This is a genomic window from Deltaproteobacteria bacterium (assembly GCA_020848905.1).
Classification (GTDB): domain Bacteria; phylum Myxococcota_A; class Polyangia.
The window spans coordinates 36260-59290 of the sequence record JADLHG010000082.1; the positions used below are offsets into that span (position 1 = coordinate 36260).

General features: G+C 71.9%; 27 protein-coding genes. 26 read left to right on the forward strand and 1 reads right to left on the reverse strand.

What is annotated here, in order from left to right:
• The first annotated feature begins 3 nt into the window (after positions 1-3).
• The 8 genes from IT371_30460 to IT371_30495 are packed head-to-tail and all read left to right on the forward strand — an operon-like array spanning position 4 to position 5221.
• Complete coding sequence (locus IT371_30460) at positions 4-2253, forward strand: hypothetical protein (GenBank protein ID MCC6752014.1); 2250 nt, start codon at positions 4-6, stop codon at positions 2251-2253.
• A 55-nt stretch (positions 2254-2308) separates the two neighbouring features.
• On the forward strand, positions 2309-2653 hold the full coding sequence (locus tag IT371_30465; GenBank protein MCC6752015.1) for a hypothetical protein: 345 nt from the start codon (positions 2309-2311) through the stop codon (positions 2651-2653).
• A complete protein-coding gene (locus IT371_30470; protein MCC6752016.1) occupies positions 2653-2862 on the forward strand; it encodes a hypothetical protein in 210 nt (69 codons plus the stop codon). The genes IT371_30465 and IT371_30470 overlap by 1 nt, the downstream gene beginning before the upstream one ends.
• A 2-nt stretch (positions 2863-2864) precedes the next feature.
• Positions 2865-3245 carry a hypothetical protein gene (locus IT371_30475; protein ID MCC6752017.1) on the forward strand — a complete coding sequence of 127 codons (381 nt, stop codon included), beginning with the start codon at positions 2865-2867 and terminating at the stop codon, positions 3243-3245.
• Positions 3245-3874 (forward strand): hypothetical protein, encoded by a 630-nt coding sequence (locus IT371_30480; protein MCC6752018.1) that lies wholly within the window; start codon positions 3245-3247, stop codon positions 3872-3874. The genes IT371_30475 and IT371_30480 overlap by 1 nt, the downstream gene beginning before the upstream one ends.
• Before the next feature lie 2 nt (positions 3875-3876).
• The gene (locus IT371_30485) at positions 3877-4377 is read left to right on the forward strand and encodes a hypothetical protein (protein ID MCC6752019.1); all 501 of its coding nucleotides are present in this window, start codon (positions 3877-3879) and stop codon (positions 4375-4377) included.
• Entirely contained in the window at positions 4374-4826 is a 453-nt protein-coding gene (locus IT371_30490; GenBank protein ID MCC6752020.1) for a hypothetical protein, read from the forward strand. Before IT371_30485 ends, IT371_30490 begins: the two co-directional genes overlap by 4 nt.
• A gap of 17 nt (positions 4827-4843) precedes the next feature.
• The gene (locus IT371_30495; protein ID MCC6752021.1) at positions 4844-5221 is read left to right on the forward strand and encodes a hypothetical protein; all 378 of its coding nucleotides are present in this window, start codon (positions 4844-4846) and stop codon (positions 5219-5221) included.
• Between the two features lie 183 nt (positions 5222-5404).
• Here the strand turns inward: IT371_30495 and IT371_30500 are convergent, their stop codons facing one another.
• Positions 5405-5788 carry a hypothetical protein gene (locus IT371_30500; protein MCC6752022.1) on the reverse strand — a complete coding sequence of 128 codons (384 nt, stop codon included), beginning with the start codon at positions 5786-5788 and terminating at the stop codon, positions 5405-5407.
• Positions 5789-6034: 246 nt separating this feature from the next.
• Here IT371_30500 and IT371_30505 point away from each other — a divergent pair, with 246 nt between their 5' ends.
• From IT371_30505 to IT371_30590, 18 genes are all read left to right on the forward strand, one after another.
• Positions 6035-6331, forward strand: coding sequence for a hypothetical protein (locus IT371_30505; protein MCC6752023.1), 297 nt, complete (start codon positions 6035-6037; stop codon positions 6329-6331).
• Positions 6332-6342: 11 nt separating this feature from the next.
• The gene (locus tag IT371_30510; protein MCC6752024.1) at positions 6343-8241 is read left to right on the forward strand and encodes a hypothetical protein; all 1899 of its coding nucleotides are present in this window, start codon (positions 6343-6345) and stop codon (positions 8239-8241) included.
• Positions 8242-8450: 209 nt separating this feature from the next.
• The gene (locus tag IT371_30515) at positions 8451-8657 is read left to right on the forward strand and encodes a hypothetical protein (protein ID MCC6752025.1); all 207 of its coding nucleotides are present in this window, start codon (positions 8451-8453) and stop codon (positions 8655-8657) included.
• Positions 8657-8971 carry an HU family DNA-binding protein gene (locus IT371_30520; protein MCC6752026.1) on the forward strand — a complete coding sequence of 105 codons (315 nt, stop codon included), beginning with the start codon at positions 8657-8659 and terminating at the stop codon, positions 8969-8971. The genes IT371_30515 and IT371_30520 overlap by 1 nt, the downstream gene beginning before the upstream one ends.
• A complete protein-coding gene (locus IT371_30525; protein ID MCC6752027.1) occupies positions 8968-9282 on the forward strand; it encodes a hypothetical protein in 315 nt (104 codons plus the stop codon). Before IT371_30520 ends, IT371_30525 begins: the two co-directional genes overlap by 4 nt.
• Positions 9283-9821: 539 nt before the next feature.
• A complete protein-coding gene (locus tag IT371_30530) occupies positions 9822-10433 on the forward strand; it encodes a transglutaminase domain-containing protein (GenBank protein MCC6752028.1) in 612 nt (203 codons plus the stop codon).
• Positions 10430-10927, forward strand: a complete 498-nt coding sequence (locus tag IT371_30535) for a hypothetical protein (GenBank protein MCC6752029.1) — start codon at positions 10430-10432, stop codon at positions 10925-10927. Before IT371_30530 ends, IT371_30535 begins: the two co-directional genes overlap by 4 nt.
• Before the next feature lie 342 nt (positions 10928-11269).
• Complete coding sequence (locus tag IT371_30540) at positions 11270-12505, forward strand: hypothetical protein (GenBank protein ID MCC6752030.1); 1236 nt, start codon at positions 11270-11272, stop codon at positions 12503-12505.
• 68 nt (positions 12506-12573) lie between these two features.
• The gene (locus IT371_30545) at positions 12574-13947 is read left to right on the forward strand and encodes a hypothetical protein (protein MCC6752031.1); all 1374 of its coding nucleotides are present in this window, start codon (positions 12574-12576) and stop codon (positions 13945-13947) included.
• Between the two features lie 24 nt (positions 13948-13971).
• A complete protein-coding gene (locus tag IT371_30550) occupies positions 13972-14598 on the forward strand; it encodes a hypothetical protein (GenBank protein ID MCC6752032.1) in 627 nt (208 codons plus the stop codon).
• Between the two features lie 3 nt (positions 14599-14601).
• Entirely contained in the window at positions 14602-14880 is a 279-nt protein-coding gene (locus IT371_30555) for a hypothetical protein (protein MCC6752033.1), read from the forward strand.
• 3 nt (positions 14881-14883) lie between these two features.
• The gene (locus IT371_30560; protein MCC6752034.1) at positions 14884-15291 is read left to right on the forward strand and encodes a hypothetical protein; all 408 of its coding nucleotides are present in this window, start codon (positions 14884-14886) and stop codon (positions 15289-15291) included.
• Positions 15288-16355: a hypothetical protein gene (locus tag IT371_30565; protein ID MCC6752035.1), complete on the forward strand. Its 1068-nt coding sequence runs from the start codon at positions 15288-15290 to the stop codon at positions 16353-16355. Before IT371_30560 ends, IT371_30565 begins: the two co-directional genes overlap by 4 nt.
• A gap of 28 nt (positions 16356-16383) precedes the next feature.
• A complete protein-coding gene (locus IT371_30570; GenBank protein ID MCC6752036.1) occupies positions 16384-17268 on the forward strand; it encodes a hypothetical protein in 885 nt (294 codons plus the stop codon).
• A 4-nt stretch (positions 17269-17272) separates the two neighbouring features.
• Positions 17273-17785: a hypothetical protein gene (locus IT371_30575; GenBank protein ID MCC6752037.1), complete on the forward strand. Its 513-nt coding sequence runs from the start codon at positions 17273-17275 to the stop codon at positions 17783-17785.
• Positions 17786-17797: 12 nt separating this feature from the next.
• On the forward strand, positions 17798-18943 hold the full coding sequence (locus IT371_30580) for a hypothetical protein (protein ID MCC6752038.1): 1146 nt from the start codon (positions 17798-17800) through the stop codon (positions 18941-18943).
• Positions 18944-18973: 30 nt separating this feature from the next.
• A complete protein-coding gene (locus tag IT371_30585; GenBank protein ID MCC6752039.1) occupies positions 18974-20539 on the forward strand; it encodes a hypothetical protein in 1566 nt (521 codons plus the stop codon).
• Positions 20536-23031 (forward strand): hypothetical protein, encoded by a 2496-nt coding sequence (locus IT371_30590; protein MCC6752040.1) that lies wholly within the window; start codon positions 20536-20538, stop codon positions 23029-23031. Before IT371_30585 ends, IT371_30590 begins: the two co-directional genes overlap by 4 nt.

Below are 23031 nucleotides of genomic sequence, written 5' to 3' on the forward strand. Positions count from 1 at the left end.
GCCGTGACCGTCCCTGTCATGGCCTTCGACACCGAGACCTACCTGATCGGCCCCGGCGCGATTGCCCCCAAGGTCGTCTGCGGATCGTTCGCGACCGACGGCCAGGAGCCCGTGCTCGTGGCCGCGGTCGACGGCCTGAAGGACGCCCTGGCCGAGGTGCTCAAGGCCGCCGCGGGCGGCGGCCTCGGGATCGTGATCCACAACGCCTCGTTCGACGCCGCCGCCACGAGCGCGACGTGGCCCGAGCTTCTGCCGCTGTGGTTCGCGGCCTACGACGCCGGGCGCGTCTACTGCACGAAGGTCCGCGAGAAGCTGCTCAACCTCTCGACGCATGGGAAGCTCGACGACCTCGTCCTCCCCGGTGGGAACACGAAGCCGATCAGCTATCAACTCGCCTCGCTCGTCTTCGAGTACTTCGGCGAGGACCGCTCGGCCGAGAAGGGCGACGAGTCCTGGCGGCTCAACTACCACCTCCTCGACGGCAAGTCGGCGAAGGACTACCCGCCGGCCGCCGCGCAGTACGCCCTTCAGGACGCCGTCGACCACCTTCGGGTCTTCCGCGCCCAGGAGGAGCGGCTGCGTCGCTCGGCCGAGAAGGGCTACGACGCGGCGAGCATGGCCACGCAGGAGCTTCAGGCCTTCACCGACTTCGGCCTGCTCCTCATGACCGCGCGTGGCCTCCTCGTCGACTCCGAGCGCAAGCGCCAGGTCGAGGAGATGCTCACGCGCGAGCTTGCCCCCGACAAGGTCGCGCTGCTGATCAAGCACAAGATCCTGCGCCCCGCCGAGCCGGCGCGTCCCTACGCCAACGGCGCTAAGAACCCCGACGGCTCGCCCAAGATCAAGGCGGAGGTGCCGGAGAGCGTCGACACCAAGGCGCTCAAGGAGCGCGTCGAGTTGGTCTGCAAGACGTTCGGCGAGGACGTCAAGCTGACCCCCACGGGAGCGATCTCGACCGACAAGGACGTCCTCGGCCGGATCTCGCACCGCGACCCCGTGCTCGCGCAGTTTGAGCACCGCCAGTCGCTCCAGAAGCTCGTCACGACCGAGCTTCCGCGGATCTCCGGCTCGGTGGTCCACTGCCCGTTCGACGTGCTCAAGGAGACCGGGCGGACCTCGTCCTACGAGATCAAGACCGGCAAGGGCGTCAACCGCAAGCCGCTCTACCCGTCCATGAACGGGCAGAACGTCGACCCGCGGATCCGGCCTGTCTTCGTCCCTCGCCCGGGGTTCCTCCTCTTCTCGATCGACTACCACGCGATCGACCTCGTGGCGTTCGCTCAGGTCTGCTACTGGCTCTTCGGCACGTCGGTGCTCCGCGACGGCTTCAACGCGGACATTGACCCGCACGCCTACCTCGGCGCGCAGCTTGCCTACGCCCTCGACGGCCCCTACCGCGCCGCCGCGGACCGCGTCGGCGCGAGCAAGCCGATCGACAACTTCAAGTTCTTCGACAAGCTCAAGAAGGCGAAGTGGCAGTTCACCGACGCGGGGCTCTCGGGCCACGCGAGGGCCTACCTGCCGCCCGGCGACCTCGCGGAGGCGTTCAAGGGCGACTTCCCGCAGCCGCCCGAGAAGGGCTGGAAGGGCGGGACGTTCTTCAGCCACTACCGCACGTTCGCCAAGCCCACGGGGCTGGGCTATCCCGGGGGCCTCGGCCCGGACACGTTCGTCGACTTCGCGCGCACGCCCTACGGCGTGATCGTCACCCGGCAGCAGGCCGTCGAGCTTCGTGAGGTCTGGCGATACACCTACCCCGAGGCGCCGCGCTACCTTCAGTACATCAACGACCAGTGCCTCGACCCGACGAGCCAGGGCGAGGACGAGCCGCGCTACCGCTACACGAGCCCGCTGGGCATGGTCCGCTCGCGCGCGACCTACTGCGCGGCGGCGAACGGCTTCGGGCTTCAGACCCCCGAGGCCGAGGGCATGAAGCTGGCCGTGTGCCGCCTCCAGCGCGCCTGCTACGACCCGACGATCGGCTCGCCGCTCTACGGGTTCATGTTCCCGCAGATCATGATCCACGACGAGATCGTGGGCGAGGTGGCCTACGAGCCGGGCTCCGAGCGCGAGACGACGGCGCTCCTCAACGAGGCCGGCCGGATCATGCGGGACGCCATGCAGCAGGTGCTGCCGGACGTCAAGGTCAAGACCAAGCCGTGCGTCATGCGGCGCTGGTACAAGGAGGCCGAGCAGGTGCTCGACGCGCAGGGGAATATCGTTCCTTGGGCGCCGGCCCAGGAAACCCGATAGGCCCCTTGACCTGAGTCGGGTGTCGGATAGTATCCCGGCCCGTAGCGGAGGAAGTGTGCCGAAGTCGAAGATCACGGAGAACCTGCTCCAGCAGGTGATCGTCAAGGAGGAGAGCGCCGAGACCACGCGCAAGCGTACGCGAGGCAAGAACCGCCCCTCGATCTTCATGCCCTTCGTCGAGAAGGCGAAGAAGCTCAAGCTGGGCAAGAGCCTCCTGATCTCGCCCCCCAAGGGCTTCACGGCCAGGCGGTGGTATCTGTGCCTGGTGGGGCCGCTGCGCCTCAAGGCGGCGCCGTGCGTCGCCGGGCGCCTCTCGATCGGGACCACCGAGGACGGGAAGGTCTACGTCATGCACGTCGAGCGCAAGAAGCCCGGCCCGCAGGCTCGGAGGGCCTCCTAGTGGCGAACCCGGAGGTGACCAACTACATGCCCGACAAGGCCACCCCCTGCGTCGGCTGCGGGACGCCCCTCACGCGCTGCGTGGCCTGCGCCGTCAAGGCCGTCGCCGCCGACGTGGCGAAGGACTACGGCCCCATGATGGGCCAGATGATCCTGGCGAAGCTCCAGACCTACCTGGCGAAGCTGGCCGAGAAGGACGCGGGGAAGTAGCCATGGCGGTCGGAGATTCGGGCGAGCGCATGGCGGAGGCCTTGACGTGCGTGGCGCAGCGGATCGACGTCGCGGTCGATAAGCTGGGCTCCTTGAGCGCGGAGGCGGTCACCGCGGTCAGCGTCCTCGACGCCCTGGTCGACAAGACCGGTAGCGGCGTGATCGCGCAGCGAGACACCGCGAGGTGCTTGGACGCCCTGGTCGACGTCCTCAAGCGCGGGGTCGAGGTTCAGGAGCGCATGGAGCGGCGCCTCAACGACTGGGAGGAGCGGTTCGCACCTCTCTTCGACAAGGTCCAGGCCGACGCCGGGGCCGCGCCTCCTCCGGCCCCGCCCACGAAGCTCCGCGTCCGCAAGGGCAACAAGAACAAGAAGGGTGTCTGATGTACTCCGTCGAGGAGCTTGAGCTTTCGCTCCTGGCCTGGTTCTGGAACGTCCGCTTCTGGCGCGACCGCCAGGCGTCCGCGTTCACGGCGAACACGAACCAGGCCACCGGCCTGCCGGAGTCCGCGAACGATCTCCTGCCGACCTACCGCGCCGTCGGTGGCGACCGCCTGGCCCTGGAGGTCACGCCCGTCCCCGGCGACCTGGCGGCGAGCATGATCAAGTACGAGACCGCGCAGCGCGAGTGGCGCGAGCTTTCGATCAAGCCCCGCCACCAGTGGACGGACGAGGAGCGGGCGACGCACGAGGCGCTCACGCACCGGATCAAGCTCGCGGCGCACCGTCTCGGCGAGAAGGGCTTCCTCGACCTCCGTCCGCAGGACGATCAGGGCGAGCCGCAGGCCCTCGGTGAGGACGGCCTGACGGCGCGCTTCAAGCTGACGACGCGCGGCCTGGAGGAGGCCCGTCGTCGCGTGCGCGGGACGAAGTTCGAGTACATGCCTCGGGGGTGGGAGGACGCCCTCGCCCCGAGCGAGAAGAGCCAGGCGCCGGAGTGGCTCCAGGCGCAGTGGCGGCAGGGGTCGGTGACCGGCACGGGGCCGGTGAACGTGCAGGGGGGTGAGGCGTGATCATGGGCGAGGACGAGGACGTCGGGACGGAGACCGCGGTCGACGAGGTCGAGGCGGGCGTGGACGAGGACGCGGGCGACGCGGACAACGACGCGGAGGGCGGGGCGCTGCTCTACTCCGTGACCCTCAAGGAGGGCCAGCAGATCCTCGTGCTCGACGTGCGCGACGCCCCGGACATGATCGCGGACTTCCACCGCGACGCGAACGAGCCGTTCTTCACCTTCACGGGCGACAACGGCCTGGGCGCGGCGACGGTCCGCACCGATCAGGTGGTCTCGATCGCGGTCGCCCTGTCGCCCGACGACGTGGCGGCCTACATGGGCGAGGGCCCGGAGGACGAGGACGAGGTCGAGCCCGAGAAGCCCTGGCAGCGCGTCCAGCGCATGGCCGAGGAGCGCGAGGCCGCGAAGCGCGCCGCCAAGGCCGAGAAGCGCGCCCAGGCCGCCGGCGGCCACGGGAACCCCGGCGGGCCCAAGAAGGGCCTGAAGGGGCTGGCCCCGTGAGCGACTTCGCGGACGCGGTGGAGGCCGAGCGCATGCTGCGCGCGGCGGCGGCGAGCGCCGGGGCGGCGACGGCTGGCGACACGGTCCAGGCCGACGGGGAGAGCGTCAAGCAGATGTTCGGCAGCGCCTCGGGCGGCATGGGGTCGGGCGGCGCCGGCGGCACGGCGGCCGGCAAGCTCTTCGGCATGTTCCCCCTGGACGAGAACGGCTCGACGCCCTTCGGCTGCGGCGGGCTCAAGTTCGGCACCGTCCCGCCGCCCGAGGTCGTGCGCGAGGTCAAGGTGTCGTTCGTCGGCTTCGGCGACATGGAGGTCGAGTTCGACGAGATCGTGATCAAGGGCGTCAAGGCGCGTCGCCGCGAGGCGTTCGCGCCGCTGCCCCTGGCGCCCGGCGGGCCGGCCGCGCAGGTGCCGCTGACCATGCCCTACGAGACCAACCCGCGGTTCTAGCCGCGAAGGAGGAGACCATGGAGTCGATGACGTCGAACCTGAAGATGGTGAAGATCAACAAGGCGCGGCTGCTGGCGAAGCTCCGCGAGAACCGCGAGGAGCACGTCCGGCTGTTCAACGAGGCGATCGAGGGCTACTACGACGCCTTCACGACGGCGCTCAAGCAGAAGCTGGAGCAGGTCGCGCGGCGCGAGGAGGTCAGCCACACGATCGACCTCGACCGGCCGCGCAACTACGCGGACTCCTACTCGCGCGCGATCTCGATGCTGGAGTGGGAGGAGGACGAGGTCGTGACGCTCTCGGTCAGGGACTTCAACTCCTACGTGCTCGACGACTGGGCCTGGGCCCGGGAGTTCAAGCACCTCCACAAGAACTACTCGCTGCCCAGGTCGTAGCCAGGCGGGCAAGAGCGCGAACCAAGAGGGCGGCCTTCGGGCCGCCCTCGTTCGTTAGAGGGGCGTCTCCTCGCGCAGGACGTAGGCGATCAGGCCGCTCGCGCAGCACGGCCACGGGGTCGCCGGCGCGCTCCGCGGCGCGGCGGCGCTCGTCGGCGGAGGGGTTCCTCGCGCGACGGCGGGTCACCGCGAGCGGCGACCGAGCAGGTAGACCCCGCCGAAGACGGCCAGGGCCGCGACGCCGCCCAGGGCCAGGATCACCGGCAGGTAGTTGCTCCGGGGCTGCCCCCAGGGCTCGACGCGGATCGTCCCCGCGGGGGTCTCGACGTAGATCGCCGGTCGGATCAGGCCCATGAGCACGTTCCCGAAGCCCTGCTTCGGGGCCGCGGAGGGCCCAGCGGCCGACGGGTCGACCGAGTAGTCCGGCGTGATCTGGCTGCGGATCGTCACGCGCGAGATCGCGCGCGAGGCCACGTTGCCGGCCACCCTCTGCATGGCGGCCACGCCGGCGTTCACGGGGGACGTCTTCGGAGCGGCGCCGAGGGCGCCCAGGCCGTAGTAGCTCATGCCACGAGGGTAGCAAGCGATCGGGGGGCTCTGGGCAACTCGTAGAAGATCGTCGGGGCGTAACGCCCAGCAGGCGACCTGACCGGCCGCCCGTTCGTTGGGCGGCGAACCAAGAAACGCGAGGCGTCGCCCTCCATTCATTGGTCGACTGACCAAGGAACCAGCGGCGGATCCCTATAAGAGGGGTCCGCGCGCTCTTGCGGACCCCTCTGGCGTCGTGGGCGATCCGTGGTATGACCCTCCCCCATGGCCAAGGAGAAGCGCCCCGGGGCTCCCAAGGAGCACGCGGTGATCGAGCCCCGGAGCAAGGTGCCCCGCCCCCCGGCGGTGCCGACCGGTCGCTACGTCTACTGCCCCGCGAGCAATCACGCGCACGAGCCGCGCTTGCTCCCGCTGCTGCGTGGGCAGAAGGCGGTCTTCTTCCGCTGCGCGTGCGGGACCAACGGCTTCATGAGCAGGCTCTGGACCGACAGCCAGGGCTACACGTTCGATCAGGCGCGCGACCTGGCCAAGAAGTCAGGCGTGATCGTCTGCGGGATCTAGGGGAGGGCTGCATGGCCGAGAACGGCGACGAGAACCTGATCAACCCCGGCACGCCGCCGACCGCGGTCGACGGGACGGGCGGGACGAGCTTCGACCAGTTCGCCGCGGACTTCGCGGAGGGCGACCCCTTCTCCGAGTTCGACCCGCCGCCCGCGCCGGCGCCCAAGGCCCGCGCCCAGCGCGAGCCGCGCGCAGAGCGCCCGGCCGAGCGCGAGGCGCCGTCGCTCGCTGACGGCGTGACGGTCACGGTCAAGACCCCCCGCGCGCGAGCGCCCCAGGCGGCCTCGGAGCCTCCGCCCCGTGACCCGCTGGGCTGGCTGTCCAACGCCAACGAGGGGCGGATCCGGATCGTGCGCCGCCCCGGCAACGGCGTGAACGCCGAGGGGATCGCCACGCGCGGGAAGTGGAAGGGCCGCTACGTGGGCGTGGGCGAGGTCGGGATCATCGACGTCTGCTCGCCCGACGAGCTTGGCGAGCAGATCCGCTCGCGCGCGGGCGGCGGGAACTTCCTGATCGCGCACATCGACCAGAACGACAAGAAGATCCGCGACGGCAACCTGGCCCTCCCGCAGGATCCGCAGCCGATCGAGGGGACGTCGCCCGACGACGAGGACGAGGAGAGCGACGACATGGGCGGGTTCGTGATCCATGACGAGCCGCGCCAGTCGCGCTACGTCGAGCCGTTCCAGCAGGCCCCGCAGCAGCACCAGGGCCCGCTCCAGCAGCAGCAGCCCCAGGGCCCGTTCCAGCAGCAGCCCCAGCAGCCCCAGTATCCGGGCGGCTACGTCGCCCCCGGCGGCGGCAGCGGGGCCGTGTGGGAGCAGCCCTACGCGGGCGAGCGGGCCAAGGACGAGGTCGAGGCCCTGCGCGAGCAGATCGAGGCCGAGCGCGAGGAGCGCCGCAAGGCCGAGATGCTGATCGAGAAGGAGCGCCACGAGCGGGAGCGCGAGCGTGAGCGCCTGGAGCGTCAGCGCGAGCAGGACCGCCTGGCGTCCGAGATGACCGCGCTGAAGGCCATGATCGCGCAGCAGGCGCAGGCGCCGCGCGGCGACGACCCCATGAAGCTCTTCATGTCGCTCATGATGGAGCAGAGCAAGCAGCAGGCGGAGCGGTGGGAGCGCGAGGCGCGCGAGCGCCGCGAGCGCGACGAGCGGGAGGTGAAGGAGCGCCGGGAGCGCGACGAGCGCGACCGCCGCGACCGCGAGGACGAGCGCAAGCGCCAGGAGATCCTGTTCCAGGCCCAGCAGGCCCAGAACGAGAAGTTCATGACCATGGTCCTCGGCCAGAAGCAGGATCCCGAGAAGCTGATCGGGATCCTCGACAAGCTGCGCCCGGCCGGCGATCCGCTGGCGTCGCTGGAGACCGCGTTCGCCGTGGTCGAGCGGGCGAAGACGATCTCGGGCGGCGACGAGGGCGACGACGAGGACGAGGACGACGAGGGCGGCGGCGTGGGGGGCGCGCTCCGCGCGGCGGTGCCCACCCTGAAGACGCTCGCCGAGTACTACATGAAGAAGTCGGACGCGGCCCCCGCGGCGAAGCCGCAGGGCGCCCCCCAGCCCCCGCAGATCCCGCACAAGCCCGAGGCCAAGCCGCAGCCGCAGGACACCGGCGCCCTCGTGGTGCAGGTGAGCAAGCTCGTGGGCCTCGTGGCCAACGGCTTCAACAACCAGCAGGAGCCCGACAAGGTCGCGGCGGCCCTCGTGGGCTACGCGGCCGGGATCGGCGCCGCCGACCGGATCGACGAGATCGCCGCGAGCGATCCGGTGCAGATCAAGAACCAGTTGCTGGTCGTGCGCGACATGGGCCTGCCGGCCGAGAGCGTCGCGCAGATCGACGCATTCCTCGGCGTCTACGACAAGCCCGGCGGTCTCGACTGGCTCAAGGGCGTCCTGGCGGCGCTGGCCGAGTAGGTCGTGGCCCGCCGGCGGCCCAGATACTCGTGCGTGGAGCCCGAGTGCGAGGCGCCCGCACTCGGGCCGCGTTCCCCCCACTGTGAAGCGCATACGGAGGCCCACAAGCGTCAGGCGCTCCCTGTGCCGAGGACCGAGCGGGCGATCGATCGGCGCGGCGACGCCTACGAGCGCGACGACGACGACGACGGGCGCCCCGGAGGGTGAGCATGACTGACGACGGGGTCGAGGAGCGCGTCGAGGGCCTGCTCGCGTGGCTGCGCGAGCAGAACCCCGACCCCGTCGACCTCGTCGTCGCCCTGGAGCGCGTCGTGGACCTGATCGCCAAGGAGGTCGAGGTCGCCGCGGGCCGCCTCGACGAGATGCGCGACTGGGGCAACCCCTCGGTCGAGGACGGCCCGGAGGCCTGTGACTGATGGCGTCGAGTAGTGCGTCGAACGCGAAGCCGATCGTCCGCGCGGACCTCGTCAAGATCGTCGCCGAGCGCCTCGGGCGTCAGCCCAAGGAGGTCGACGACGTCTGCGAGGCCCTGATCAACGCCGTGGCCGGCGCCATGGCCGCCGGGCGGCGCGTCGAGCTTCGCCCCCTGGGCGTCTTTGAGGTCGTCTCGCGCAAGGAGCGCACGGCCCGCAACCTGAACACGGGTGAGCCCGTGGTCGTCCCCGCGCGCCGCGCGGCGAAGTTCAAGCCCGGGGCGAAGGTGCGGACGGCCCTGAAGGGGGCGTCGTGAGCGATCACCACCGCAGCGACCAGCACCACAGCGGACCCTCGCCCCTCACACCCGAGGAGGTCCGGCGCCTCCTCTTCGGCGTCATGACCGAGCTTCAGCGGCTGAACCAGGCGGTGCCGGCGCTGACCGAGGCCGTGAACGATCTCACGAGCCTGCTCTCGTCGGGCCAGGCGGTCGACCGGTCCGCCACGGCGGCGGGTGGGATCGTCAACGGCGTGCAGGGGATCCTCGGGGCACTGAGCGGCCTCGGGGTGTCGTTCGACCCGCCGGAGGACGACCCGCCCCCGCCTCGCCCGCGGAGGCGTCGGTGACCCCCCGCGGTCGTCAGGCCGAGCGTCGGCGCGCGTGGATCGCTCGCCACACGCACGTCCTGTGGTGGTCGGGCTGGTGGATCGCGCTTCGGCAGCGGGGTGACGTGTGGACCGTTCGGCCTTCCTCGACCCAGGCGACCTGACCTCCGAGCGGTGGCTGCGCGGCGAGGGCGGCGTCAAGGGCCGCGCGAGCGCGTCGTCGTCGTGGCCCTGGCCTACGGAATCCCCATGGTCGCCGTCGCGCGGCACCTCGGCGTGACGAAGTCGCGGGTCTCCCAGATCAGGAGCCGCTTGACACGTCCGAGCGGCGTGCTACTTTTCTCCAGGGGCCGAACAGGCCCCTAGTGGTCGAGGCACGGCAGGCCCGGGAGCAATCCCGGGCCTGTTCGTTTTCGGCAACGACCATGTCCGACCGTGTCCGACCGTGTCCGACCGTGTCCGACCGTGCTGTGTCGGCTGTGAGACGGCTGTGTCGGCTGTGAGACGGCTGTGAAGGCGGTGAGCCGGCCCCGGGCCTGTTCGTTTGGTAAGACGTAGGCATGGGCTACCTCCGCCTGACCCGCGTCGTCCCGGCCCGCCCGCGCCTCGGGGTGGGCGGCCTTGGCCAGATCGGCCAGGGGCTCTCGATCGAGCACCGCACGATCCCCGACGGTGACAAGGGCACCGCCGCCACGATCACCGAGATGGGCCGCCTCTCGGTCGCCGCCGCCCACGACCCGAAGTTCGTGTCCTGGGTCCGCGGCCAGGTCGCCGACCTCAAGAGCAAGGACTACGTCGGCGAGGCGAAGCGGATCTTCGAGATCGTGCATAATCACGTCCGCTACGTGCAGGATCCGTTGGGCCTGGAGGTCGTGCAGGATCCGCGCGCGGTGCTCTTCCGCGACGGCAGCGGGGACTGCGACGAGCACGCCTCGACGGTCGCTGCCATGGCGCTGGCCCTCGGGCACCGCGCGGCCTTCCGCACCGTCGCGGCGGACTATGACCGCCCCGACCAGTGGAGCCACGTCTACGCCCTGATCGGCGTGCAGGATCCGAGCCAGCCCGACGGGATCGCCTGGTACCCCGCCGACACGACGCAGCGCCGCGCGACGCTGGGCTGGGAGCCGCCCCTGGGCCGCGTGTGGAAGAAGAAGGACTGGGTCGTCGGGTGACGGCCGAGAACCCCGCCCGTGACGACGGGCACTACAAGTTCGTCACGACCTGCATCGACTCGACCTACGAGGACATGCAGGCCCTTCAGTCGACGGAGCGCGGAATCAGCCAGAGGGTCTTCGCGAAGAAGATCGGTCGGCTTCAGTGGGGCGCCCTTCAGGCTGCATTGGGCTACGACCGGCACTTCCCGATCGCCAAGGACTGGCATGTCGGCTACTACCGTGGCGTCTACCGCGAGGTGCCCTGCGTGTTTCTGCGCCACAGCAAGATCGAGCACATCTTCACACTCGACGGCCGGGTTGGGCGCTCTGCGGACGCGCGGATCGAGAACCCCCCGAGCTACTTTTCGATCGAAGCCGCACACCTTTCGCGGCTGGAGGCGGTCGCCAGGCGTCTCTACTCTGAGAGGCGCATGTCGGGCGAGGAGATGCGTGACGCCGCACACACGATCATGGCGGCCGTGAACTCGTCGCGGCAGATGCCGGAGGACTGAGCGTGAGCGATCTCACGATCGAGAACCTGGCCGGCCTCGGCGCGCCGACGCCCTACTACGGCACCTACCCGGGGCTCCAGACCCCGGGCAAGCCGCCGACGACGTTCCCGCTGCCCGGCAGCGGCGGGGCGCTGACGACGCCGATCCCCCGCGTCTCGTACTCGGACTACAAGCAGGCCGGCGGGTATTCCCCGCCGCCCGGCGTGCCGATCAAGTTCGGGTCGTCCTACGGAGACGATCGCCGCGACCCCGTCGACCTGTGGCGCGCCGCCGCGGGCGGCCCGTCCCCGGGGCTCGACTCCCGCGCCCAGCAGTGGGAGTCCTGGGAGCGCGGGACGGGCCGTGAAGAAGGACTACACCGACACCCTGCCGGGTGTGTCGTCGGCGCGCGCGGCGGCCGAGGCCGCGCGGCGCGCGCGGGACGAGGCCTGGCGCAACGACCGGTTCGATCCGCAGGCGAAGGACCGGGCCCTGGAGACCGCGCGCGCCTACGACGCCGAAGCGCGGCGCCTCGCGGAGCGCCAGCGGACGCAGGAAGCCTACGTCCAGGCCCAGCAGAACGCCATGCGTGGCGATCCTCGCGCGCTCGCGGAGGCGCAGCGGCTGGCGGACGCCCTCCGGCGCAACCCGACCAGGCCCGGCGTGCCGGTCCGCAGGACCGTCCAGTGGGAGGAGGCCACCTCGGGCGGCTACGCCGAGTTCCAGCAGCGCGAGATGCAGCGCCGCGGGGTGACGACGACGCGCGGGGCCGGGTGGGATCCTCGGGCCGAGAGCGCCTCGGCGCGCCGCGCGCGCGAGGCGCGCGAGCAGGCGGCGCAGGAGAAGGCGCGGCGGGAGCGCGAGGCGTGGGCCGCGAGCGAGGCGCGTCGAAAGGAGATCGACCGGAAGCGGCGGGCCGAGTTTGAGGCGCGTCAGCGCGCCGCCGCGGAGCGGCTGGAGCAGGAGGCCCAGGCGCGCAAGGCCGAGGAGCAGGCCGCCAGGGCGCGCGAGCGCGCCCTGGCGCAGCGGACGGCGGCGCAGGCCGCGGAGGACCAGCGCCAGTATCGGCTGGCGCAGGAGGCCGTGCGGCAGCAGCGGGCCCCCTCCGGTCCAGGCTGGGTTCCGTCACCCGCGACGCAGGCCCGGCAGGCGACGCAGGGCCTCCAGGCCAGGGCGTTCCAGCCTATCCCGCGCGGCATGGCGGTGACCTTGAGGGGGCTGGGCAGCCAGGCGCCCTCCGACGCGGTCGACGTCCCCCCGACTTCCTCGTGTCCGCCCGGCTACCGCAGCGGCCCGATCATCACCGACCCGACGTCGCTCGACCGGGCCGGCAAGCCGATCACCTTCCGGCGCTGCCGGCCGACCGCCACCCCCGTTGCCGCGTCGATGCCGCCCTTGCCGCCCTCCCCGGCGAACGCCCCTCGACCGCTGTCGTCGGTCCGCCCTCGATCGCCGGCCTCGCCCGCTCGCCCGACCGCGCCGCGCCCTCGCGTCGGCGCCGCTTCGGCGCCGGCGTCGACCCCGTCGACCGCCGGCCGTGGATCGTTCGCGGCGCCGCTCGTGGCCGCCGGCCTGCTGGTCTACCTCCTCCGGGCCTGAACAACTCCGACCCGAGTTCGTTCGGTAGGCTGGGGGAGGCGTCACACGCCCACCCACCGAGGAGCACCATGGCCTACTTCGACCCGCGGCAGATCGGCATCTACTCGTTCGACCGCGTCGCGCAGGCGGAGAACTTCCACCGCACCGACCGGCGTGACCTGAGCGGCCTCGGGGGCCTCGGCGCCCTCGGCGGCAAGAAGAGCCGGCGCGCCTTCGGCGCGTTGATCGCGTCGCTCCAGTCGATCAAGAAGAACTGGCCGCAGGTCAACTCGATCCTGGGCCAGGCCGCGAGCGCCGTCTCGTCGGCGCGCTCGGCGATCGACTCGGCCCGCTGGGAGATCGAGTCCGCCGGCGGCGACGCCTCGCGCATGGACGCCCTCTCGGCGCAGGTCGACGAGGCCGAGGCCAAGATCAGCGACCTCCAGTCGCAGGTCGACTCCCTGGGCGTCGCCTCGGAGATCGCGACGTGGACGCCCGACGGCGCGCAGCCGCAGAGCCAGGAGTGGATGGACTTCACCACGCGGGCGACCGAGATCGACGGGAAGCTCAACGCGGTGTTCGCGCAGGCCAAGGGGATCGGCACCGCGGCCCAGAACGCCGCGCGTCAGGCCTCCTCGGTCGTCGCCAAGGCCCGCCAGGACGCGCAGCGCGCGGCCCAGCAGGAGGCCGACCGGATCCGCCGCCAGGAGGCCGCCGCGCTCGCCGAGGAGCGCCGGCTCCAGATGCAGCAGCAGATGGAGGAGCGCCGTCAGCAGGCCCTGATCGACGCCGAGGAGCGCAAGATCCAGGCGCAGATCGACGCCGAGAACCGCCGCGCGCAGGCCGACGCCCAGCGCGAGGCGAACCGCATGGCCATGGAGCAGCAGGCCGAGGCGAGCCGCATGGCGCTGGAGCAGCAGTCCCTCCAGGCGCAGTACGCCCAGCAGGCGGAGTTGGCGCGCCTCCAGGCGCAGGCCGCCATGCCCCAGCCGTCGACCATGCCGCAGGCGCCCCCGGGCTACGCCTACGTCGACACGCAGACGGGCCAGCAGTACGCGCCGCAGGCGCAGCCGGCGGCCTTCTCGCCGGGGGCCCAGCCGGCCTACCTCGCGCCGGGCTGGTACCAGGGCGAGGCCCAGGCGCAGCAGATCGCCGCGCAGGGCATGCCCCTCGACGTCGGGTTCACCATGTCGCCGGGCTTCTCGCCTGGCTACGAGTTGTTCGGGCTGGCTGGCCGCGTCGGGGGCCTCGGGGCCGAGGCGCCCGCGCCGCGCACGCGCGCGGGGCGCATGGCCCGTGACATCGTGTCGGCGGCGTCGCCGCTGATCCCCGGCCAGGCCCCCGCGCCCACGCCGGAGCCCGAGGCGCCCGCCCTCGACGCGACCAAGGTGCTGACGTGGGGCGTGGCCGGCTACCTGGCCTTCCCCTACCTGAAGAAGCTCTGGAAGAAGGTCGCGAAGTAGGGTCCGAGGTCGAGGGGAGGCACCATGGCGTACATCAAGATCGGCCGCCCCGGGCTGGGGGCCGTGGACACGCGCACGAGTTCCCTGAGCCAGCTTGCGGCGGCCAAGGACGCGCAGGCCGCGGAGTTGGAGCGCCAGGGCCGGGCGCTCGGCCCCTCGGGTCAGCCCATGCTTGTGCAGGCCGCCGCGCTTCGTTCGGAGGCGGTCGGGCTTCGTCGCCAGGCGCAGGCGCTGTCTCAGACGGTCCGCGGCGCCACGACGCCGACGCCGACGACGGGTGCGACGTCGACCTTCACCGGCACGACCGCCGGGTCCGCCGCTTGGGGGGCCGCGATCAAGAAGGCGGCCTCTGAGGGGGCCGCCAAGGGGCGCGAGGAGGCTTCCGAGGGCGGCTCCTTCTGGGAGTCCCTCACCGAGGTGCTCGGGATCGGGGCCGGCGTCGCCAAGGGCGTCGTCGAGAGCGAGGCCCAGCGGCGCGCCGAGCGCGACCGCATCCGGGCCGAGCGCCGTGCGTCGGCGTCGTCCATGACCCCGGCGTCCATGGCGCCCACGGACATGGGCGGGGTCGTCAAGCTCGCGGCCGGCGTCGCCGTCGTCGGCGTCGCGATCTGGGGCGTGAGCAAGCTCCTGGGCGGCGGCAAGGCGGCGTAGGGCATGGCCCTCGGGATCCTCCCCACGATCATCGGCGCCGTCTCCTCGATCGGTCCGGCCGTCTACGGGATCGTGGACACCCACATCCAGCGCCGGAAGGAGGCGGAGGCGAAGGCCCTCCCCGAGGGGCGCCAGCCGCCGCTGCCCTCGCGCCGGGAGTGGGTCGTGCCAGCGGTCGCGGCCCTGGCCGTGAGCGGCGTCGCGGCCTACGCGCTCTACCGGTGGAGCAAGCGCAGGGGGGCGAAGAGGGGGCGGGGTCGGCGGCGGGACGACGAGGAGTAGGTCATGTACGTCAAGGTCGATCGACTCCGCAGTCCGCGCCGGCGCGGCCTCGCCGACGGTGAGGTCGCCCCTTCGTCGGGCACGAGCTTCGACGCGGCCGGCTTCACGGGGGCCCTCGCCTCCGTCGCCCAGATCGGATACACGATCTGGGCCGGCGAGCGGGCCCGCAAGGACGAGAAGAAGGAGCGCAAGCGCGAGCGTCAGGCCGAGGCCGCCGAGGCCGCGCGCCTGAACGAGGAGGCCCGCCGGGCCGCCGCCGCCGCCGAGGCGGCGCAGGTGGCTCGTTTCGAGGCCACGACGAAGCAGACGGACACGCTCAAGAACGTGGCGATCGGCGCGGTCGCGATCGTCGCCGGCGTGGGTGGCCTCGTGTTCCTGGGCAAGCTCCTCATGGGCGGGAAGCGGAAGTGATCACCGTCCGCGACTTCCAGAAGGCCGGCCTCGGGGCGTGCTGCGCCTCGTGCGCCGCGCACGGTCCGTGCGAGGGGGCGCGCCCCTCGCCGTGCGGCGGAGGTCTTGCCGGGGAGAAGGAGTCCACGATCGGCGGCGGCGTCGCGGCCGGTGCGGTCGCGGGCGCGACCGTGGGCGCGGCGGCGGGCCCCTGGGGGGCGGCGATCGGCGCGGCGGCGGGCGCCATTGCCGGCGGGGCCATGGGCTACGCCGGCAAGGAGAAGGCCCGCAAGGCGAAGAAGAAGCAGAGGCGCCAGGCGTTCGCGGCCCTCCAGGCCGAGGAGGCCGAGAAGGCGCGGCTGCGCGAGCAGGAGCGCCAGGCCCTCGTCGCGGCCGAGGCCGCCGCGATCCGGCGGCGCACGGCGAAGCAGCAGATCGGCCAGCGCGGCGCGGCGCTCGCGAAGCGCGCGGAGGCCCAGGGCCTGCCCGACCTCGCCGACGAGGCGCGCGAGATCGCGGAGGAGGACGTGTTCCTCGGGGCCGAGGACGCCGACGCCGTCCTCGCGGATCGCTCCTCGCGCCTGACCGAGATCGATCAGGCCCTCCGGGCGCACGCACAGGCCACCGCCGAGCAGGCGGCGCTGGCCAACGCGACGGCGTCGGCCCTCGGAAGCAAGAAGAACACGGTGCGGACCAAGGCGCGGCTCCTCGCGCAGCGCGCGACGACCCTGGGCGTGCCCGACCTCGCGGCCGAGGCGACCGCGATCGGCGACGAGGACGTCTACCTGGGCGACTACAACGCCGACGCGATCCTCACCGAACGCCTCGCGCGCCTCGACGAGATCGGTGTCGCGCTGGCCCGCTACGCGGTCGTCGGTCGCGGTCGCATGAGCGGCCTGGGCGGCATGAGCGCCGACCTCGGGGCGTGGCTCGGCCAGGTCCGCCAGAGCAACCGCGTCCGCGCCGGCCTGCCGCCGGGGCGCGTGCCCTCGGGATCGTTCCTGGGCGACGGAAACTCCGCCCCCAGTTCGCTCGGTATGCTGCTGGTGGTGGCCGCCGTCGGCGCCGCGCTCGCGGCGGAGTGACCGGCCCCGTCTTCGGAGGTCGAACGTCATGGCCAACCTGTCCCTCGGCGACTTCGGCTGGGGCGCGTCGCTCCCGCTGCGTCAGGCCCGCCGCAAGGCCGCCGGCATGGGCTTCCTGGCCGACTTCGTCATGATCCCGGGCGGCACGCCCGTCCAGGCCGTCGGGCCGCAGGTGCTGCCCTCGGGCAGCGGGCAGCCCATGCCGCCGAACATGGCCGCGTCGCTCGCGTCGTCCGCGACGCCAGGCGTCTACATGGGGCCGCCGCCGTGGGGCTTCCTGCCCGACGGGACGCGCTGCACGCCCCAGGTCGACGGGGCCATGCCGGGCTGCTGCCCTTCGGTCGAGTCGCTCGTCGCGCAGACCGCCGCGAACAACCCGTCGGTCGCCGGCAACGCGATCACGACGGTCAACCTGCTCGCGGACACCCTCACGCCCTTCGTGCCGCAGACGCAGCCGAGCGCGGCCGTGCTGCCGGCGATCGTGGGCCAGGAGATCGCGAAGAGCCAGTTCGCCCAGACGCCGCTCTCGCCCGCCGTCGTCTCGCCGCAGAGCGACTCGTCGTCGTGGCTCACGCCCCAGCCCCGGAAGGCCTTCAAGATCCCGGCGAACCTCAACTCGGTCTTCAGCCTGATCCCCTCGGGGGTGATCAAGGACGAGATCGAGTTCATGGCGCAGGACACGGCGGCCTTCAAGGAGGTCTCCTTCCAGCCGGGCTCGGGCCAGGGCGCCAACTCGGTCGCCCAGGGCACGGCGGCGGCCAAGATCGCCTCGGCGGGCGCGGTCCTCGCCGGGATCGGCGACGACGACGCCGGCCCCGACCAGGGGGCCTCGTCGCTGCCCGGCCTCGGCCTCGTGGCCGCCCTCGTGGGGATCGCGTGGGTGGCGGGGGCCTTCGGCGGCAGCGGGGAGTAGCCCTGTGGCGACCGAGCAGCAGAAGATCAACTACACCAAGGTCGTGCTCTGGCTTGAGCAGTCCTGGCGCGGGCTGCCGCCTGACGTGGTGACCAATCAGGTCGCGACGTTGCGCGAGAGCTTGAGCAAGGATCGCTGGGAGGACGCCTCGGCCGGGCTGCTGACCGGGATCGTGGTCACGGACAGCACTTACTTCAGCCAGCCCGTGCTGCTCACGAAGCTCAACACGATCCAGCGCGACAACATGGCGCGCAAGCCCCCGAGGGTCGACGGCAAGCCGAGGATCAACCCCACGGCGCGGACGTCCCCGTCGCCGGTGGCGGCCGGGGCCGCGACCTTTGCCGAAGAGGCTCGCAAGGACGTCACCAAGTTCGCCGGCAAGGCCGGCGGTGCGATCGAGCGCACCGGGCAGGGCGCCAAGCTCCTGCTGGAGAACCTCGACAAGGTGATCATCGGCGGAGTCGTTCTGTTCGTGGCCGTGCAGGTCTACTCGGCCTACCGCGCCTCGCGGCGCTGATCAGGAGAAGCCATGAAGGTCGTCGACCGCAACGAGTTGATCACCCTGATTCGTCGCAAGGGCGGGCGTGCCTCGTCGTCCATGTCCGACGCCGCGCTGGCGTCCGAGGCGAACCGCCTCGGCATGGGCGCGAAGAAGATGGGCAGCAACCCGGGCAAGCGCCGGCGGCGCTCGACCAGCGAGCGTGGCGGGCCGTCCTTGATCCCCGGGGCCAAGCGCGGCACCGTGGAGCCCCACGACCTCTTCATGCCGCCGGACCCCCGCACGCCCGGCCTTCGCGGCGCTCAGGTGCGGATCCTCGGCCCCTACTCCTCGGGGGAGTGGTGGATCCACGACGAGTTGGGCAACAGGCAGGGGCCGTATCCGACCAAGTTGGCCGCGCAGCAGGCCCTCTACGGTCCGTGGGTCGGCAAGAAGAAGAAGAAGAGGGGCAACCCCGGCCCCGACCCCTACCGCAAGGACGTGCTGGTCATGACCCCCGGGGGCGTGTCCTACACGGGGCCCTACGGGCCGTTCGGCAGCCGCGAGTGGCAGCCGGGCCTGCGCGGGAACCCCGTCGGCGCCATGGACGACTACCTCCTGATCGCCCCGCCCGCGCCCGCGCCGACGGCGAGCAACCCGTCGATCGAGCACTTCGGCGGGTTCCGGCGCGGCGACCGCGTGACGGTCGGTGCGCGCAGCGGCCGGAAGGGGTGGTCGGGGATCATCTACCAGTTCGTCCCCTACGGCGGCTACGGCTTCGGCGACCAGCCCGTCGTGATCGTCGAGCGGACCTCCGACCGCTCGATGCAGCACGTCCCCATGGAGTGGCTCAAGAAGACGCGGACGCGGGGCCACCGCAACCCGCCCATGGGGGACTACCTCCAGATCGCCGGGAACCCCGTCGGCGACTACCTCCAGATCAACCCCGGCCTCCCGCGGCCGGGTGAGATCGTTCCTGGCCGTGCGGGCCGCCGTGGGCGCAACCCGCGCGCGAAGAACAGCCCCTTCCACAAGGGCGACGAGGTCTTCGTGCCGTCGGGCCACCGCGGCGTGGTCGCCGGCGCCGCCCCGGGCGGGAAGGTGAAGGTCAGGCTCGCGCGTGGCGGGACCATGACCTTCGCGGCGTCGTCGCTGGTTCACTGCGACCCGTCGTGCCACACGCACGGCATGTTCTAGAAGCCCGGTCCCGGCCAAAAGGAAGCGAACATGAAGCAGTTCCTCGTCGTGACGCCGGGGGGCAGCGTCGTCCAGGCGACGTCGGACCCCCACGAGGCGCTCGCCACGGCCCAGTCCATGGGGCCGTCGCAGTGGCTCGCCCCGACGGAGTTGGACGCGCCGCGCGCGAGCAACCCGCCGCTCGGTCCCGAGCAGGCCCTCAAGAAGGCGAAGCTCTCCCCGATCTCGTGGGACGAGGTCGCCTCGATCGCCTTCGACAAGCAGGGCCTCGCGAGGGCGCACGCGACCCTGGCCGGGATCTTCGACCAGTCGAACCGCGCCGCCAAGCGCGTGGCGGCGAAGTCCCGCGGCAAGAAGGTCGAGGAGATCACGGGCCTCGGCATGAGCCTCACGCAGTGGCTCTCGCCCGGCTCGGGGTTCCTCACCGCCAACGCCAAGCTCATGAAGCGCGACGACGGGCGCGAAGGCGTGGCCCTCGGTCTGAACCTCGTGCCGGAGTACACCGTCGGGCGTCTGGAGTCGGCCGCCGGGGTGCGCCTCCCCTTCGTCACCGCGCCCGTGATCGGCGGCGGGACGGCCGTGAACTTCTGCACCGGGTCGAGCCAGGAGTGCCGCACCTCGTGCCTGGTCAACACGGGCCAGAACGCCTCGGACATTCGCAACACCTACACGAAGTTCGCCAAGGCCAAGGCGCTGCTGGAGCACCCGGTCGAGTTCATGGCGATCCTCGCGGCCGGCCTCCGCAAGTACGAGGAGGCGGAGGGCGACACCCTCTCCGGCAAGACCGGCAAGGCCGAGAAGTTCGTCCGGCTCAACGTCCTCTCGGACATTCCGTGGGAGCTTTTCGCCCCCTGGCTGTTCGACGCCTTCCCCGGCCTGACCTTCTACGACTACACGAAGGTGCCGGGCCGCTACCACCCGAAGTACGACCTGACCTTCTCCTACAGCGGCGAGAACATGCCGACGGTCGAGCGCGAGTTCGCGGCCGGCAAGCGGATCGCGGCGGTGTTCCTCGCGCCTGAGTACATCAAGGGCCAGGTCGCCGCGCGCGTGGCGAAGGCGCAGTCCTCGACCGCGATCCGCGCGGCCCTGGAGTCGGCCGACAAGGCGGCGAAGGGCGAGGCGTCCTACAAGACGTCGAAGGTCGGGCTCGCGGCGTGGCGCGCGGTCAACCCGATCCCGCGCACCTTCCGGATCGGTCAGCAGGAGGTGCCGGTGGTCGACGGCGACTACACCGACTTCCGCCCGTGGGATCCCGCCGGGGTCGTCGTCGCCCTGCGCTGGAAGACGCCCCGGATCCTCGACAAGAAGACCGGCAAGCGGCGCGAGCTTCGCCTCGACGAGACCCCGCGGTCGTTCGTCATCATGGGCGAGGTCCGCGAGGGCCCCGACGGCCCCTACTACGTGCTCGCGCACACGCCCAACTCGGACGACAACACGGACGACGTGGCGCGCGCCGCGGACGCCTCGCTGCGCGAGACCCTCTACGACGCCGAGCGGGCCAAGGAGCTTCGTCGCAAGCGCCTCCCGACGATCGAGAGGGCCGCGCGCGCCGAGTGGGTCAGCCGCTTCCCTGAGCCCGGCGAGGCGCCGTGAGCCTCCTCCCGCAGATCGCCATGCCCATGCCGAACCCGCCCGACAAGGCCAAGGTCGACGCCGTCGTCGCCGAGTTCCGCGAGGCTTGGGGGGCCATGCGCGAGCACCAGCGCCTCCCCGGGCGCTGGCGGACCGACCCGGGCTACAAGGCGTGGCTCAAGACCGCCCAGGTGCTCCAGCGTCGTGAGACGGCCCTGGAGTCGAAGCTCGCGAAGCTCCTCGGCAAGGCGAAGGCCGAGGCGATCACGAACAAGATCCGGTTCGCCAGCTTCGCTGACAACCCCGCCGACCGTGACCCCGACATGCCGTGGCAGCGCATGCGCGCGATCGTTCACGCGGGCAAGGTCCGCGGTCGGCCCCTGACCGACAAGCAGCGGCGGTTCTTCATGGCCGAGGTCCGGCGCCGCACGCCGAACCTCTCGGCCAAGCAGGCCCGCGCCCTCGCGAAGGCCTGGGCGAAGCGCACGGGCGAGCCCTGGAAGGGGAACCCCGTCGGCGGCGCCGGCGGCCTCCAGGCGGCCTTGCGCCTCGTCGCCAGCCTTCAGGGCGAGTACGACGCCGTGGTCCCGTCCAGCGTGCTCCACAAGGAGATCTCGCCGCCGACGGTCAAGGCGCTCGTCAAGGCCGGGCTGCTCTCCTACGACGACCGCTACGACGAGTTCTCGATCACCAAGAAGGGCTGGAAGATGCACGGCCTTCGCAGGAACCCCTCGGGGGACGAGCGCATGCGCGCCCTGGAGCGCGCCGCCGCGAGCGGCGACCCCGTGGCCGCCCAGCGCCTCGCGGCCGAGAAGCAGCGGCACGGGATCAAGCCGGTCCGCCTGAGCCTCCAGCGCGTGCGCGACACCGGCGAGTGGCGCGTCGCCTGGATGGTCGGCAACAAGCGTGACGACGACAAGTCGTACTACACCGACGACAAGGCCGACGCGATTGCCACCATGGAGGCCATGCAGGCCGAGATCGATCGCGGGATCGGCGTGTGGCGCACCGCCGAGAACCCCTCCGCGGACGAGCGCCGCCGGCTGCTGGAGCGCGAGGCCATGCGCGGCGACCCCCTCGCGGCGGCCCGCCTCGCCGAGGAGCGGCGGCGCACGACGGCCGATCCGGCCCTCGCGGCCGAGCGGCTCTACCTCCGCGACATCCTCAAGGCCTGGGGCGTCGAGCAGAAGGGCGGCGCCTACACGGGCTCGTCGTCGGACGGCTACGTGCCGTCGAGCGCGGCGGGGGCCGGGCTGCGCGCGGTGTTCAAGAAGGCCGGGATCAGGGCGCAGATCAAGACCTCGGGCCACGGCGACCTGCTGCTCTACTGGAACTCGTCCGCGGACGGGGCGAAGCTCGGTCGGTTGTTCGCGCAGAACATCTGGGAGCGCGCCAACAGCCACACCGTCCACCCGAACGCCCGCGAGGACCGCTCGGACCTCATGACGGACTACTACTCCCCGGGCGGCATCACGCTCCCGCAGGAGTATCACGCGACCTACGTGGACGCGGTCCGCACGGCCCTCGGCCAGAAGACGGCCATGGCCGAGAAGCGCGAGGCGAAGCGCGACGAGCGCCGCAAGGCGGTCATGGAGGCCGGCGCGGCCCCGCGCGCGAACGACCTCGGCAAGGGCGAGCGCGTCGTGCTCCACGGGTCGGGCGGCTACGACGGCACCTGGGAGGTCTACGGCAGCGGCAACAACATGGTGATCCTCCACCGCGTGGGCAAGACCGGCAAGGTGCTGTCGATCGCCGGGAGGGGCAACTCGATCTACGTCAGCCACAAGAACTGGGACGCGATGGTCGAGCGCAGGATCGCCCGCGTGGCGCCGCGCATGAACCCGCCGCTCGCGATCATTCACAACCCCGCCAACCCCCACGCGGTGCGCGGGTGCCGCCTCGGCCTCACGGCCAAGGGCGGCATGACCCTCGACGAGGCGCGCGCCGAGATCGAGTCCCTCGCGGCCTGGGGGCACACGGAGGCCCTGCGCGAGATCGTTCGCCGGACGCGCCCGCGCGACCGCGACAAGCTCGTGGCCGAGATCCAGTTCGCGCAGCGGTCCTCTTCGCAGCGGTCCTCCTCGCAGTCGGGCGGCTCGCCGCGCGCCGCGAACCCGCGCAACCCGATCGGCCACCAGCGCGGCGGCAAGCGCGAGAAGATCAGCTTCGACGAGGCCGTGGCCGCGGGGATCGACAAGGCGCCCGGCTTCAAGGAGGCCGTCGCGCACTACCGCAAGTTCCACGGCACCGACCCGACCACGGTCGAGGTCTACCGCTACGACGACGGTCGCCGTGAGCGATCCGAGCGCGTGGTCGTGACCATGGGCGAGGTGCCGGAGACGCACTACACCATGAAGCCGAACGCCAAGAGCAACAAGGCGGGCTACCACTGGGTCCACAAGCACGTCGAGAAGGGCAAGGGCAGGAACCCGAACCTGCTGTTCGACCCTGCGACGGGGCTCATGACGATCGCCGGCGGGACGTTCAAGGTCACCCGCTGGATCTACCACTAG